The sequence below is a fragment of the Winkia sp. UMB3158 genome, assembly GCF_030217145.1.
GTDB lineage: Bacteria > Actinomycetota > Actinomycetes > Actinomycetales > Actinomycetaceae > Winkia > Winkia anitrata.
The window spans coordinates 45,156-60,619 of record NZ_JASONH010000009.1; the positions used below are offsets into that span (position 1 = coordinate 45,156).

The 15,464-nt window shown below is 57.0% G+C and carries 9 protein-coding genes; 4 read left to right on the forward strand and 5 right to left on the reverse strand.

The genetic code is table 11. The features are described from left to right. Positions 1-165 precede the first annotated feature (165 nt). Complete coding sequence (locus QP400_RS09750) at positions 166-2,535, forward strand: glycogen/starch/alpha-glucan phosphorylase (protein WP_004804663.1); 2,370 nt, start codon at positions 166-168, stop codon at positions 2,533-2,535. A 58-nt stretch (positions 2,536-2,593) separates the two neighbouring features. Here QP400_RS09750 and ileS read toward each other — a convergent pair whose 3' ends face one another. Next, the gene (ileS, locus tag QP400_RS09755; protein WP_004804661.1) at positions 2,594-5,890 is read right to left on the reverse strand and encodes an isoleucine--tRNA ligase; all 3,297 of its coding nucleotides are present in this window, start codon (positions 5,888-5,890) and stop codon (positions 2,594-2,596) included. A gap of 243 nt (positions 5,891-6,133) precedes the next feature. Further along, positions 6,134-6,886 carry an SDR family NAD(P)-dependent oxidoreductase gene (locus QP400_RS09760; protein WP_004804659.1) on the reverse strand — a complete coding sequence of 251 codons (753 nt, stop codon included), beginning with the start codon at positions 6,884-6,886 and terminating at the stop codon, positions 6,134-6,136. A gap of 76 nt (positions 6,887-6,962) precedes the next feature. Here QP400_RS09760 and proC point away from each other — a divergent pair, with 76 nt between their 5' ends. After that, positions 6,963-7,778: a pyrroline-5-carboxylate reductase gene (proC, locus tag QP400_RS09765; RefSeq protein ID WP_004804657.1), complete on the forward strand. Its 816-nt coding sequence runs from the start codon at positions 6,963-6,965 to the stop codon at positions 7,776-7,778. Then, positions 7,775-9,013, forward strand: a complete 1,239-nt coding sequence (locus tag QP400_RS09770; RefSeq protein ID WP_004804656.1) for an MFS transporter — start codon at positions 7,775-7,777, stop codon at positions 9,011-9,013. The genes proC and QP400_RS09770 overlap by 4 nt, the downstream gene beginning before the upstream one ends. On the opposite strand, the gene thrC is transcribed toward QP400_RS09770, so the two are convergent. Genes thrC through QP400_RS09785 form a run of 3 tightly spaced genes read right to left on the reverse strand, consistent with a single transcriptional unit; the run spans position 8,991 to position 12,637 of the window. Continuing rightward, positions 8,991-10,415 (reverse strand): threonine synthase, encoded by a 1,425-nt coding sequence (thrC, locus tag QP400_RS09775; protein ID WP_004804654.1) that lies wholly within the window; start codon positions 10,413-10,415, stop codon positions 8,991-8,993. The genes QP400_RS09770 and thrC overlap by 23 nt on opposite strands. 4 nt (positions 10,416-10,419) lie before the next feature. Beyond that, entirely contained in the window at positions 10,420-11,883 is a 1,464-nt protein-coding gene (locus QP400_RS09780; RefSeq protein WP_004804652.1) for a sensor histidine kinase, read from the reverse strand. Next, positions 11,873-12,637: a response regulator transcription factor gene (locus QP400_RS09785; protein ID WP_101485767.1), complete on the reverse strand. Its 765-nt coding sequence runs from the start codon at positions 12,635-12,637 to the stop codon at positions 11,873-11,875. Before QP400_RS09785 ends, QP400_RS09780 begins: the two co-directional genes overlap by 11 nt. Positions 12,638-12,794: 157 nt before the next feature. On the opposite strand from QP400_RS09785, the gene valS reads away from it, so the two are divergent. After that, positions 12,795-15,461 (forward strand): valine--tRNA ligase, encoded by a 2,667-nt coding sequence (gene valS, locus QP400_RS09790; RefSeq protein ID WP_004804647.1) that lies wholly within the window; start codon positions 12,795-12,797, stop codon positions 15,459-15,461. The last annotated feature ends 3 nt before the right edge of the window (positions 15,462-15,464 follow it).

Genomic DNA, 15,464 nt, shown 5'->3' on the forward strand with positions numbered 1-15,464 from the left:
TTGCCCTACCTCGCCCTCGGCATCTCTTGGGTTATTTCGCCCAACGGGAAAGACAAAACGTCCCTGCCATGGCCCTTCAGGCACACTACCCATATCCTTAACACAGACCTACAGGCGGAATCCCGCCTCCCAACAGTGGCAAAACCACAGAAGCCGGAGATAGTAATGACAAAAGATCTAACAGCAGAACTGGGATCATTCACGCGATCGGTATCAGGCAGGCGCCCAGAGGTATCCACCCCCATCGAAATGTGGACCGGACTATCCGAGGCAGTAGTCTCGCGCATCGCGGATAATTGGGAGAAGACAGCTAAGAAGTTTGCCTCTGCTAGAACGGAACACTACTTTTCGGCAGAGTTCCTTATGGGCCGAGCAATGCTCAACAACCTCACAAATCTTGGCCTAGTAGATCTAGCGCGCGAAGCAACTAACGCCTTCGGCATCAATCTGGTGGATGTGTTGGAATCCGAGCCGGATGCTTCACTTGGTAATGGCGGGCTGGGCCGGCTAGCGGCGTGCTTCTTAGATTCTTGTGCCACGCTGGACCTACCGGTGACCGGTTACGGCATCCTGTACCGCTACGGCCTCTTCAAGCAGTCTTTCGAAGACGGCTACCAGCGGGAACACCCTGATCCGTGGATGGAAGAGGGATACCCGTTCGTCATCCGCCGCGAGGAAGAATTCCGTATCGTCCACTTCGCTGACATGACGGTTAGGGCAATACCTTACGACATGCCGATCACCGGGTACGGTACCAAGAACGTGGGCACCTTGCGGCTTTGGAAGTCCGAGCCGATGGAGGAATTCGATTACGATGCCTTCAACTCGCAGCGATTCACCGATGCAATCATCGAACGCGAGCGCGTTGCCGACCTGTGCCGCGTCCTCTACCCCAACGACACAACCTACGAGGGTAAAGTTCTGCGAGTACGCCAGCAATACTTCTTCGTCTCGGCTTCGCTGCAGACGATGATCGACAACTATATTGACCACCATGGCGAGGATCTACGCGGGTTTGCCGATTACAACTGCATTCAGCTAAACGACACTCACCCGGTGCTCGCCATCCCCGAGCTCATGCGACTCCTGATGGATGAACACGGCCTTGGGTGGGACGATGCTTGGAATATTGTCACCCACACCTTTGCCTACACCAATCACACCGTGCTCGCCGAAGCTCTAGAAACCTGGGAGTACTCAATCTTCCAGCGGCTCTTCCCAAGAGTTCTAGAGATCATTGCCGAGATCGACCGCCGCTTCCGCGAAGAGCTAGCTCAAGCCGGATACGACCAAGGCAAGATTGACTACATGGCGCCGATTCAGAACGGCTCCATCCACATGGCTTGGATTGCCTGCTATGCCTCCTTCTCGATCAATGGCGTGGCCGCGCTGCACACGCAGATCATCGAGTCTGACACGTTGCATGACTGGTACGACATTTGGCCTGAGAAATTCAACAACAAGACCAATGGGGTTACCCCGCGGCGGTGGCTACGGCAGTGCAATCCTCGCCTCTCGTCCCTGCTAACTAAGCTGAGCGGCTCTGACGAATGGGTTCGCGACCTCGATCGCCTGCACGCCTTGGAAGGGTATGCGGACGATCCCGAGGTACTTTCTGAACTACTTCAAATAAAACATGCTAATAAGAAGGACTTTGCTGCGTGGCTGAAGAGGCGCGACGGCATTGAGGTCAACCCTGACGCCATCTTTGACGTCCAGATCAAGAGGCTGCACGAGTACAAGAGGCAGCTTCTGAACGCCTTCTATATTTTGGATCTGTACTTCCGGATCAAAGACAATCCCGAGGGCGACTACCCGCCTCGAGTGTTCATCTTTGGGGCCAAGGCTGCTCCTGGGTACGTGCGGGCAAAGACAATCATCAAGTTCATCAACGCTATTGGTGAGCTGATAGCCTCCGACCCGGAGGTGTCAAAGATTCTGCAGGTTGTGTTCGTGCCGAATTACAACGTCTCCCCTGCCGAAAACATTATTCCTGCCGCCGATGTCTCCGAACAGATCTCGGTAGCCGGCAAGGAAGCTTCTGGCACTTCCAACATGAAGTTCATGATGAACGGCGCTCTAACGCTTGGCACTATGGACGGCGCGAATGTCGAAATTGTTGACGCTGTGGGAGACGACAATGCCTACATCTTTGGTGCCCGCGTAGACGAACTCGAACAGTTGCGTGCAGGCTACGATCCGGTCCGCACTATGCACGAGACGCCCGGCCTCGAGCGGGTGCTGAACACTCTTATCGACGGCACCTTCGACGATGGGGGCACAGGTATCTTCCACGATCTGCGGCGTTCGCTCCTGGAATCGCCCGGTTACGAACCAGCAGACATGTACTACGTACTCGGCGATTTTGCTGACTACCGGAAGGTGCGCGACCAGTTGGTAGAGGACTACCTCGATCGCCATTCCTGGGCAGCGATGTGCTGGCGAAACATTTGCAATTCCGGCCGTTTCTCCTCTGATCGCACAATCCGCGACTACGCCAATGACGTTTGGAAGATCGAGCCGCAAAAGATCTGACATCGGTTAAATAAGTTTGGGCCCAGCACTTAGCTGCTGGGCCCAAACTGTTTCTAGGCTACTTTTCCACGCGGGTTACAGAAGCGTGAACCTCGCTGTCGGATTCTTCGTTAGCCTCGAAGGAAACCGTCTTGGCCAGGGTTTCGGCGGCGATCATCTGCTGATGCATCCGCACATCCGGAATCCTTTCTTGGGGTACCGAGATGACCAAGTTGATTCGATCTGCCACGTGCAATCCGTCAGCTTTACGCTGGTCCTGCACTACGCGGATCACGTCGCGAGCATAACCTTCAGCTTCCAGCGCCGCATCCACGGTTGTGTCGAGGACGACGAAGGTGCCGTTCCCCAGCACGGTTGCCGCCTGGCCCTCCTCTGCCGTGACCTTCACCGAGGTCGCCACCTGGCCGGGGCCAAGAACGACTGGCTCGCCGTCTACCTCAACGCCATCGAAGCGGACTTTGCCGTCTTCCAGTTCTGTCCACGCTCCAGATTTCTGGGCTTTGAAAAGCGCAGAGGTGTGCTTGCGCACCTGGGGCGGGAACTCGCGCGGGTTCAGCGAAAGTTCCTTCGCTACTTCCAGGCCTGATTCAGCCGCCGGGACAAGTGTCATTTGCTTGACATTTACCTCGCTTGCGACCAGTTCCTTGAACCCTGCCAGGCCGGCAGAGTTTTCAGAAACTACAGTCAAAGTCTGCAGCGGCTGCCGGACGCGCAGCTTGTTTGCCTTTCGCAACCCGTGTGCTGCCGAGACAATGTCGCGGATTTCGTCCATGGTGGCAACCAGCTCATCATCTGCGCAGGCATCCCCAAGCACAGGATAGTCGGCAAGGTGCACCGACTCGTCCCCGGTTAGGCCGCGGTAGATCTCTTCTGCCAGCAGCGGGGCTAGCGGCGCGATGGCACGCATGAGGACTTCGAGAACTGAATACAGTGTATCGAAAGCGTCTTCGTCCTCGTCCCAGAAGCGCTGGCGGGACGTGCGAACGTACCAGTTGGTCAACACGTCAGTGAAGCGCTCCACCGCGTGAGCAGCACCGGCTACATCGTAGGAGTCCTGATCGGCGTCGACCTCTTCGACTAGCTTCTTGACCGAAGCGATCAGGTACCTATCCATGACAGGTAGCGAAGCAATCTTTTCCCGATCTGCGAAGTCAATCTTCTTCGCCGCATACCCCTCGCCGTTATTGCACGCGCCAGCGTACAGGGCAAAGAAGTAGTAGCAGTTCCACAACGGCAACATGACCTGGCGGACGGTGTCGCGAATCGCCTTCTCGGTAACCACGAGGTTGCCACCGCGCACCACTGGCGAGGACAGCAAGAACCACCGCATCGCATCCGATCCATAAGAATTGAATACCTGGTTCACATCCGGGTAGTTGCGCAGGGACTTGCTCATTTTGCGGCCGTCATCTCCGAGGACTATGCCGTGGCTTACGCAAGAGGTGAAAGCAGGACGATCAAACAGGGCGGTCGCCAGCACGTGCAGGGTGTAGAACCAGCCGCGAGTCTGCCCAATGTATTCGACGATGAAGTCGCCCGGGTAGTGGTTTTCGAACCACTCCTGGTTCTCGAATGGGTAGTGCACCTGCGCGTACGGCATGGACCCCGAGTCGAACCAGCAGTCGAGCACGTCCGGAATGCGACGCATCATGGACTTGCCAGTTGGGTCATCGGGGTTGGGGCGCACCAAAGTGTCAATGAACGGCCTGTGCAGGTCTTTCACTTCTACTCCGAAGTCGCGCTCTAGTTCTTCCAGCGAGCCGTATACGTCTACTCGCGGATACTGCGGGTCGTCGGACTTCCACACCGGAATCGGGCTTCCCCAGAAGCGGTTACGCGAGATGGACCAGTCGCGAGCACCTGCCAGCCACTTGCCGAACTGGCCTTCCTTAATATGGTCAGGCACCCAGGTGATCTGCTCATTCAGCTCGACCATGCGGTCGCGGAAAGCAGAAACCTTCACGAACCAGGAGGATACTGCCTTGTAAATCAGCGGCTTGCGGCACCTCCAGCAGTGCGGGTAAGAGTGGGCGTAGGACTGCTGACGTACCAGCACGGCTCGCTGCTCGCGAGGAATACGGGCAAGCGGCCCCTCATCGTCTTCAATGCCGCGGCGCAGATCGCGAACAACCTGCTTATTAGCGTCAAATACCTGCAGGCCTTCGTACTCAGGTACCTGCGAGGTGAATTTGCCCGCCTCGTCCACAGGAACGACGGCCTTGATGTCTGCCGCCATGCAAGTAAACATGTCGTCTTCACCAAAGGCAGGTGCCGTGTGCACCAAGCCGGTGCCATCTTCGGTGGACACGTAATCGGCGCTTACTACCGTAAACGCATTCGGCCCAGGAACTTCGCCCTCTTTGGCCCCATCCATGAAGTAATCAAAGATTGGAGTGTAGCGGCGCCCTAGCAGATCTTTCCCCTTGTATTCAGCTACTACTTGCGGGTCCTCGCCCAGCTCTTTGGCATAGTTGGGAGCCAGGGCCTTGGCGATCACAACCTTCTCGCCGGCCAACGGCGAGTCCAGGTCGGATGCTACCGCAATGGTTACGTAGTCGATGTCTTCGCCAACGGTAATGGCCAAGTTCGACGGTAGCGTCCAGGGAGTAGTCGTCCAGATCAGCGCCAGCTCGCCCGTCTCTAGGCGCAGGCCTACGGTAACCGTGTTGTCCTGGCGAATCTGGTAGACGTCGTCATCCATCTTCAGTTCGTGGTTGGACAGCGGAGTTTGGTCGTGCCAACAGTACGGCAGCACCCGGTAACCCTCATATGCCAGCCCCTTGTCGTAGAGCTGCTTGAAAGCCCAGATGACCGACTCCATGTAAGTCACGTCTAGGGTCTTGTAGTCGTTTTCGAAATCTACCCAACGGGCCTGTCGGTTGACGTATTCTTGCCATTCGTCGGTGTAACGCAGCACAGAGGAGCGGCAGGTGTCATTGAACTTTTGAATGCCGATGCCGTCAGGGCCTTCAATCTCGGACTTATCTTCGATGCCCAGGATGCGTTCTGCCTCGAGTTCGGCGGGTAGGCCGTGTGTGTCCCAGCCAAAGCGACGCTCTACCCGCTTGCCCTTCATGGTCTGGTAGCGCGCGACGGAATCCTTTACGTACCCGGTCAGCAGGTGCCCGTAGTGGGGCAGACCATTGGCGAACGGGGGGCCATCGTAGAACACGAATTCGTTTGAGCCGCCCTCGCCCGCATCACGGTTGCGGATCGATTTGCGGAAAGTGTCGTCTTCTTTCCAATAGGCCAGGGTCTCCTCTTCCATCTGGGGGAAGTTAGGAGAGGAGGCGACTGCGCTATCACGGTGGCGTGGGTAGGCCCCTCGCTTTGCTTCTTGCGGATCCTTGCTCATGGTCTCCTTTTCCTCTGCTTCGAGGACGACATGAGCCGCGGTACCACCTCGGTTGCCACCTAAACCCTGCGTCAAGATGGCCACTCATTGCAGCTGTGTCGGGCTTACCCGCTGGGGTCTACTTAGTTACCCGTTCTTCCCAGTGCTCCCCGGTGATTGCCGGATCAATGCCCCTCCAGTGTAACTATGGCTCCAGTACTAGCAAAACCGTATTCGCCTTTTGGGAATTGTGGTGTTAGCCACCTACTTTTTGCGTGCGACGAGCGTATTTGTAGCTTGCGCGGTAGGTCTGATGATGACCGAATCGATATTTACGTGGACTGGGCGGGATAGACACCAGCAGATCAAATCCGCTACGTCCTCGGCAGACAGCGGATTGTCGACTCCTTCGTAGACCTTGTCGGCTGCCTCCTGCGAGCCAAGTCGGTTCAGGGAGAACTCTGCTGTCTTCACCATGCCGGGAGCGATCTCTATTAACCGCACATCTTCGCCCACCAGTTCTTGACGCAGCGTTAGCGGGATCATTCTTTCCGCATGCTTGGCGGCCACGTAACCGCCTCCACCAGGATAGGTATCGTGTGCGGCGGTGGAGGTAACGAAAACCAGGTCACCGCCCTCGCGCAAAGTGGGCAGAAACGCTTTGGTGACGTTTAGAGCAGTGGAGACGTTGCGAGAATACATTTCCTGCCAGTCCTCAACGGTGGTATCCGCGATCGGATCTTGGCCCACCGCGCCGCCGGCATTATTTACTACTACCCGCACGTCCGCGCCCAAGGACTGAGCCATTTTGTCCACTGCCTCTTTGTCCTTTAGGTCGCACACATAGTATTCGCAGCCGGTTTCCTTGGCGAGCGCCTCCAGTTTGTTTTGCCTGCGAGCTACTGCCACCACAGACCAGTCACTTGCGGCCAGAGCTCTGACGGTTGCCGCCCCGATGCCGGATGAAGCTCCTGTTACAACTACTTTCCCGCCGCGCGGATTTGCATATCGATCCATATCTCTAATCTAACGCTGCTTTCCCTGGCTGGCTGGTTCAACGGCTTGGTAAATTGGAGGAAACTTAGGAGGACGAATGCTAACAGTAGGAATTTTGGGCACTGGCTCCATGGGCAGCGCCATTGCCCGTGGCGTCGCTGCAAACGGCAAGGAAAAATTTCGGCTATGTCTTTACGCGCGCCGGAAGGAATCGTCTGCTCCACTTGCCGAGGAACTAGGTGCGGAAGTCGCAACAGACCCGGATGATCTGGTAACCAAGAGCGATATTACGGTAATCGCTGTAAAGCCCTACCAAGTAAACGGCGTGCTCAGTAAACTTGCAGACCCCAAACAGACCATCATTGTTTCGGTTGCTGCAGGCCGTTCCCTTGCCACCTTGCAAGAAGACCTCCCCACCGATGCAGCCGGGCTAGTTCGCGTGATGCCCAACGTAAACGCCTCCCTTGGCAGGTCAATGTCCGGCCTCGCAGCCAGCGAAGGCACCTCCCCAGAAACCCTTGAGAAGGTAGTCCAGGTGTTTGATTGCTGCGGTAACACCGAGGTCATTTCTGAGGACCTCTTCCCGGCATTTGCTGCCATTGCCGGATGCCTGCCTGGATGGATTTTCCAACTGATCGATTCTTTTGCCCGGGCAGGACTAGCCCATGGCATTCCCAAAGCTCAGGCTGTACGCATTGTCGCCACCGCCATGGCAGGTACGGCTGAAAACGTGGAAGCCCAAGCAGCAAAAGGGGAACTCACTCCGACTGATCTGGTCGATACCGTCCTCTCCCCCGGCGGGACCACTGTCGCCGGACTCCTGGCAGCCGAGGCAGCTGGGCTATCTAACGCAGCAACTGCTGCGGTAAATGCGGCAGTGCAAAAGGACAACGAACTGTCTAGGGCAAAGTGAATCCTTTACGTAAACTCATTCGCCCAATTTACGCACCGACCGTAATCTTTGCGATTGGCTCGGGAGCCGTGGCACCACTTATCGTGCTTGCCGCTCTGCAGATCGGGTTCACGTCCTCGCACGCATCCACCGTGATGGCATATTACGGCGTGGTTGGCGTTATCGCGGCACCATTGGTAGGCCATGTCTTGCTTCATTCCACTGACAAGCGCGGCCTGATGGGAGCAACGGCGATAGCTGCTATCTCGTTGGCAATATGCCTTTTCTCGCTGTATTCGCCCGGCACGGTAGCAAAGGTCGGCTACGTAATCGGTCTGACCGGTATCGCAGTAGCGGCCTCTGTATGGGCGATCGCCCGGCAGTCCTATCTTGCCGACAACATTGATTCCCGCTACCGGGCAACTGCCCTTTCGATGCTGGGGGGCATGATGCGCTTGGGCGTCATGGCAGGTCCTGCCTTGGGCGCCGCCATGGTGGCTTGGGCCGGCATCCCGTCAGTGTTTTGGCTACACCTAATAACAGCGCTGATAGCAGGCGCTATGATCGCAATCTTCCTGGTGCCGGAGCCGGGACGGGCAAAAACCGCCCAAACTGCGGCAAAGAAGTTAAATCGGAAAATCCGGCGAAAAGCCGATTCAGTTTCCACTGCAATTGCGGCTTTTGCAGGAATGTCGATGCACATAGTAAGAGCGAATCGGAACGTGCTGATTCCACTGTGGGGAGCGCACATGGGGCTCTCCCCGACGCTGATCTCTGCTACTTTCGCTATCTCTGCTGCCCTCGATGTGGCCATGTTTTACCCCGCAGGTAGACTCCAAGACCGCTACGGCCGCTTGGTGGCTCTACTTCCCGCCTACCTGATCATGGGCAGTGGATTCTTAGGGCTGGTGCTAGTAGACGGCAAGATGGCGTTCCTGATATTTGCTTCTTTGGTTGGATTCGGCAACGGTTTCGGCTCGGGCATTGTCATGACTATGGGCGTAGACATGTCCCCGGACGTTTATCGCGAACGGTTCTTGGGGTGGTGGACCGCAATTACCCAGGCGGGTAGCGCCGCCGGCCCCCTATTCGTAGCAGTTCTTACCGACACGGTGGGGCTAGCCGGGGCAATGTGGGCCACTGTAGCAGTGGCAACAATAGCTGCCCTGTGGGTGGGATCCCTATTCCCTCTTGCCTACGGGCGCCTAGGCCTCAACACGGCAGGCCGAGAGCTTACTTCGAGTTCGCTCGAATAAAGTCTTTTACCTTCTGCGCGTCATTCGGAAGAGCTTCGACCCGCCGCGGTCCGTCCATGATCCCCACGAAACGGGCCGGTACCTCTGGTTCATGCCCAGTAGCCTCTTCGATGGTATCGGCGAATTTTACGGGCAAAGCGGTCTCCAGGACCACCACGGGGCCACCGCAGCGATCGCGCAGCTGTTCGGCAACGTGCAATCCGTCGGCAGTATGAGGATCTATTTGCACGCCCTGCCTATCCCAATCGCGAATCTGCTCGATGCGATCAGCGTGGGTGGAGGATCCACTGATGAATCCGTAGTCTGCTACCTTCGCGAAAGCCGGCGAATCGGACAGGTCGAATAGTCCTTTTTCTGCCAGCTGCCGCCCAAATAGGTCCGCAGTTGCCTTTCCGTCGCGGTCCAACAGATCAAAAATAAAGCGTTCGAAATTCGAGGCTTTAGAAATGTCCATCGACGGGGAGGACGTTGCCAGCGTTTCGCTGGCAGGACGCACGCGATAGCGGCCTGTGCGGAAGAACTCCTCTAGTACATTGTTCTCGTTTGTAGCGACTATCAGCTTGTCGATTGGCAGCCCCATTTGCCTTGCAATATGGCCTGCACAGACGTCGCCGAAATTACCAGTGGGAACACTAAAAGAGACCTTGTCTCCGATCCGGTTAGCCACTCGTAGGTAGCAGCTGATGTAGTAAACCAGTTGTGCTAATAGTCGGGCCCAATTGATGGAGTTGACCGCACCAATCGAATAGGAGCGCTTGAACTCTAGGTCACCTGCGATCGTCTTAACGATGTCCTGGCAATCGTCGAACACCCCATCGATTGCCAAATTGTGGATGTTGGGATCGGTAAGAGAGAACATCTGTGCCTGTTGAAAAGGGCTCATCCTGCCCGCCGGCGTCAACATGAACACCTTGATGTTCTTCCTCGAAGCCATTGCGTACTCTGCCGAAGAGCCCGTGTCCCCCGAGGTAGCCCCCAGAATATTGAGGGACCTTGCCTTCTTCGCCAGTACCCACTCAAATAGTTCTCCGAGCAGCTGCATTGCCATATCTTTGAACGCTGCTGTGGGACCGTTAGAAAGGTGGGCCAGCCACAGCCCTTCCCGCAGCTGCGAGACTGGCACCATTAGAGGATCAGAGAATTTGTCATTGTCATAGGCCCTGGCACAGATCTGTTCCAGATCCTTAGGGCTTATGTCGTCGATGTACAGGCTAAGTACTTTCGCCGCGAGCGCGCTGTAGCCGTCCTCTTTCAGCAGGACCGCCCATTCTTCCAGCGTCTTCGCATCCAATTGGGGGTATTCCGCGGGCATGTAGAGGCCCCCGTCCGGAGCCAGCCCTTCGAGTAGGATCTGGGTAAAAGTACGCGGGGCGCCGCCACCTCGAGTAGATATGTATCGCACGAGCTCAGTCTACCTTGGCAGTGGCCTCCGCCGGATTATCTTTCCTCTGATTGAACGAGGCCTCGAAGGTGGCTCCCCCTAGTTCTGGCTCCTCTAGCAGGCGGAGTTTACCACCGTGGGCTTCCACTATGGCGTGGGCAATGGACAGTCCAAGCCCGGTGGATTCGCCCGGTTTACGCGCTGAATCGGCGCGGGCGAAGCGGTCAAATATCTTCTTTTTGTCCTCTTCGGCAATCCCCGGCCCATCGTCGCTTACCGTAACTATTGCGCGGCCATCTTGACTGCGTAGGGATACTCGCACCAGTGTGCCCTCAAGCGTGTGCTGGTATGCGTTAGCAGTAAGGTTTGCAAAGACCTGCCGGAGGCCAGCTTCGTTTCCAATTACTTCAATGTCTTCTGCGCCCTCGGCCAGATTCAAATCCCACTTGTGGCTAGGGGCGCTTACTGCCGCGTCAGCTACCGCATCCACAGCTAGTCCCGCGAGCGGTACAGGTTTTACTTCCACTTTCCTACCGGAGTCTATGCGGGCTAGCAGTAAAAGATCTTCTACCAAGGCTCGCATTCGTTCCGCTTCTGAAGCAATCCGCGATACTGCTTGGTTGGGGCTCTCCCCCAGATCTGTGCCCGCTAAAAGCTGGGCGTATCCTCCGACCGTAGCTAACGGGGTACGCAGTTCGTGGGAGGCATCTGCGACAAATTGTCTTAGCTTTTCTTCGCTGCGCGCTCGGGCTCCAAGAGAGCGTTCGACGTGATCAAGTGCTACGTTGAGCGCTTTTGCCATCTCGCCCGCCTCGGTTTCGGAGGCGGCTAAGGCTGCTGGGGCTCGCGTGTTGAGGACGGCCCCGGACAGATCCTGTCTGGTTACCTGCCGTGCGACCTTGGTAACGGTGCGAATGCCGGCTAGTTCGCGGCGAACCAGCACCCTTGCCAGCAACCAGGCCAATGCCAGCCCGCCGATACCGTAGAGGGCGGAAAGGCCACCAAAGAACACCAGCACATTGTCGACTCGCTCTAACGGCTCGCCCGCCAGTACCTGAATGCCCTTTCCGTCGGCTGAAGGCAGTTTCGCCTCGAGTACCCGGTAGTGTCCCAAGCCGCTAATCCAGGTAGAGGACGGCGTTTCTTGGGCCGCCTGCAGGAATTCTTCCGCCTGCGAATCACTAATCTGCACAATGGCCAGGTCCGAGTCGACCTTGCCAGCGAGCATTAGGCCGCCCTTGCGGATCAGATGCACCGACCCGCGCGATAGTCCGGGGTTCTGCAGCGAGTGCGACAGGGACCCCCCGGAGGGGTCGGCTTTCATCTCTGCCTGCCCTAGCGAAGAGCGCAGCGTGTCATCTACCTGCCCTACGAGCACCTGCCGCAGGGTAACTCCTGCCAGTCCTCCAACAAAGAGCAGCAGACATATGCCGACCAGCAACACTAGCGCTGGTAGGCGTAGCCCTAAGGAGCGGTATTTACGCTTCATCGGCAGCCGCAGGTTTCATAACGTAGCCCACCCCGCGCACGGTGTGGATCATAGGCGGACGACCGGCATCAATCTTTTTCCGAAGGTACGAAATGTACAGCTCTACCACGTTAGCTTTTCCGCCGAAATCAAAGTGCCACACGGCGTCCAAGATTTGTGCCTTAGAAACTACCTTTGAAGCGTTCTGCATCAAGTATTCACACAGGTCAAACTCTGTCTTCGTGAGTTCGATCAGGCTGCCTGCTCGCGCCAATTCGTGCCGATCTACATTCATCTGTAGATCGCCCACTGTAAGTACGGTCTCTTCTACCTGTGCTGCCAGGCCACCGGCTCGTCGCACCAACGCTTCAAGGCGGGCTTCGACCTCGTCTAGATTGAATGGTTTCGTCACGTAGTCATCGGCACCTGAGCGCAGTCCCTGCACCCGATCTTCGACGGCATCTAGCGCAGTCAGTAACAGGATTGGCAGATTCGGGAGGTCTCTGCGGATGCGTTCCATTGCTTCTAGTCCGTCCATCCCAGGCATCATTATGTCGAGGACGGCGGCGTCGGGATCCAGTTTGCGCGCTGCCTGCACTGCCCCGAAGCCGTCAGTAACGGCGTGGGTGCGCCACCCTCTGGATTGCAGGGCCTGTGAGAGGAGGTCAGCGAGCATAGGCTCATCGTCTGCAATGAGTACGAGCGGGGCACTTCCATCAGCATGTTGGGGTAGGTGTGGCATTGGCATCCTCTCTTTCCCTACAACTGTACCCATATGGATTGTGTGCCTGATTGGCTATACCTGTGTGCAAACTATGAACGATTAATCCCACACCTGCCATTGCCGCCCCCTTAGCTAGCCTCATCCGCTCCTGGTCGCGGTACACTAGACCGGACAAAGCCGAAGCGCGGAACACCCCCGCGCCCTAGCTATGGAGCGTATTTTGACAACTGAACTGAAGATGCTGGAAAGTCCGGCGGTTCCCAGCAAGGTGAGCCCGGACGGCCTAGAGGAAAAGTGGACAAGGGCTTGGGATGAAAACCATACCTATACCTTTGACGTAAACACCGACCGCAAGAAGGTATATTCGATCGACACCCCACCGCCGACCGTATCGGGGTCGCTGCACGTGGGCCACGTCTTCAGCTACACTCACACAGATTTGATGGCGCGTTACAAGCGCATGCAAGGCTATTCCGTCTTCTACCCGATGGGGTGGGACGACAATGGCCTGCCCACTGAACGTCGCGTGCAGAATTACTTCGGTGTCCGGTGCGACCCGTCTCTTCCGTATGATCCGGATTTTGTGCCGCCACACAATGGCACTGGCAAGTCCATCAAGATGCGCGACCAGGTACCCATCTCGCGCCGCAACTTCATCGAATTGTGCGTAAAGCTCACTATCGAGGACGAAAAGCAATTTGAGTCTCTATGGCGCCAGTTGGGCCTGTCCGTGGACTGGGCCCATACCTACCAGACCATAGGCAAGAAGGCACAGAAGGTAGCCCAGGCTGCCTTTATTCGGAACGTGAAGCGGGGGGAGGCTTACCAGTCCGAAGCTCCGGGACTGTGGGACGTAACCTTCAAGACCGCGGTGGCACAGGCTGAATTGGAAGCTCGCGACTACCCGGGTAGCTACCACGCCCTCGCTTTCCACCGCACCGATGCGGACGAGGACGTAGTTATCGAGACGACCCGCCCCGAACTGCTAGCTGCTTGCTGCGCCCTCATTGCCCATCCGGACGATGAACGTTACCAGCACCTGTTCGGCAAGACGGTAAAGAGCCCCGGTTTCGAGGTTGAAGTACCCGTGTTGGCCCACCCTGCCGCCGAAATGGACAAGGGCGCTGGCATCGCCATGTGCTGTACTTTCGGCGACCTAACCGACGTGCAGTGGTGGCGCGAACTGGATCTGCCTACTCGAAACATCCTGCGCAAGGATGGCCGTATCATTGCCCAGACCCCAGAGTGGATTACTTCTGATTTAGGCAAGAAGCTATACGAAGAGATGGCCGGCAAGACCACCTTCAGCGCCCGCAAGGCGGTAGTGGAAGCTCTGACTGCTTCCGGCGAAATGATCGGTGAGCCGAGGCCGACTCAGCGAATGACCAACTTCTTCGAGAAGGGCGACAAGCCTCTAGAAATCGTGATGAGTCGCCAGTGGTACATCCGCAACGGCGGCAAGGATTACACCCGCGAAGGTAAATCGCAGAACCTAAACGAAGAGCTGATCAGCCGCGGCAACGAACTGGTCTTCCACCCGCAGTTCATGCACGTCCGCTACGACAATTGGGTACGCGGCCTGAACACGGACTGGCTGGTCTCGCGCCAGCGCTTCTTCGGCGTACCTATCCCCCTGTGGTACAAGGTAGACCAGAATGGTGAAGTCGACTACGACGCGGTTTTGACTCCTAGCGAGGACGCCCTCCCGATCGATCCTTCTATTGATGTGCCCGAGGGCTACACCGAGGACCAGCGTGGCCAGGCGGGCGGATTCGTTGGCGAAGTGGACATTCTAGATACTTGGGCGACTTCTTCCCTGTCACCGCAGATTGCGGCTGGCTGGCTCACTGACCAGAAGCTCTTTGATGCGGTATACCCAATGGATCTGCGTCCGCAAGGCCAGGACATCATTCGTACTTGGCTCTTCTCCACCGTTGCTCGCGCTCACCTTGAATTTGACGCACTGCCCTTCTCGCACACCGCTATCTCGGGCTGGATCCTGGATCCGGACCACAAGAAGATGTCGAAGTCCAAGGGCAACGTGGTCACCCCTTCCGGTCTGCTCGAAAAACACGGCTCCGACGCGGTCCGCTACTGGGCTTCCTCGGCAAGGCTGGGTACTGACGCGGCCTTTGAAGAGGCGGAGATGAAGGTTGGCCGCCGGCTAGCTATGAAATTGTTGAACGCCTCGAAGTTCGCTCTTTCGATGGCTGGCGAGTCTATTGATCTGGACCCGGCAAAGGTAACCTTGCCGGCTGACCAGGCAGTAATTGCCAAGCTGGTCGAGGTAATCGACAAGGCTACTGCTGCCTTCGAAGACTACGACCACACCCGCGCTCTGGAACAGGCAGAGTCCTTCTTCTGGTCCTTCTGCGACAACTATCTAGAGCTGGTCAAGGACCGCGCGAATAACTTCGAGGGTACCTACAGCGAAGCAGATGTGGCCTCCGCCCGCTGCGCGCTAGCGATCGTAGTGGACAATGTAACCCGCTTGCTGGCGCCGTTCCTGCCCTACGCTGCCGAGGAAGTTTGGTCCTGGTACCGCGCCGGTTCGGTGCACACTTCGCCTTGGCCGGACGGGGCTGATCTTCGCGAGGGCGGCGGCAACACGGCTCTGCTCGATGCGGCAGGCCAGGCTATGGCGGCGTTGCGCAAAGTCAAGTCCGAGGCGAAGGTCTCGCAGCGTACTCCTTACTTGCACGTGTCTTTGTTGGTACCCGAACAGATGGTGCCGGCAATCCAGGAAGTCCGCCCAGATATTGAGGCCTCGGCTAAGGTAGAGGGTGAACTGACTATCTTGCCAGCCGATCAGGAAACTGTTACCACTGGCGAATTTGAGCTTGGCGAACCTCCTGCCAAGCGGAACAGGAAGTAACTC

Bases quoted from the DNA above. Each gene is read 5' to 3' on its own strand.
- QP400_RS09750 (WP_004804663.1), top strand. From the start codon at position 166: ATGACAAAAGATCTAACAGCAGAACTGGGATCATTCACGCGATCGGTA.
- ileS (WP_004804661.1), bottom strand. From the start codon at position 5,890: ATGAGCAAGGATCCGCAAGAAGCAAAGCGAGGGGCCTACCCACGCCAC.
- QP400_RS09760 (WP_004804659.1), bottom strand. From the start codon at position 6,886: ATGGATCGATATGCAAATCCGCGCGGCGGGAAAGTAGTTGTAACAGGA.
- proC (WP_004804657.1), top strand. From the start codon at position 6,963: ATGCTAACAGTAGGAATTTTGGGCACTGGCTCCATGGGCAGCGCCATT.
- QP400_RS09780 (WP_004804652.1), bottom strand. From the start codon at position 11,883: ATGAAGCGTAAATACCGCTCCTTAGGGCTACGCCTACCAGCGCTAGTG.
- QP400_RS09785 (WP_101485767.1), bottom strand. From the start codon at position 12,637: ATGGGTACAGTTGTAGGGAAAGAGAGGATGCCAATGCCACACCTACCC.
- valS (WP_004804647.1), top strand. From the start codon at position 12,795: ATGGAGCGTATTTTGACAACTGAACTGAAGATGCTGGAAAGTCCGGCG.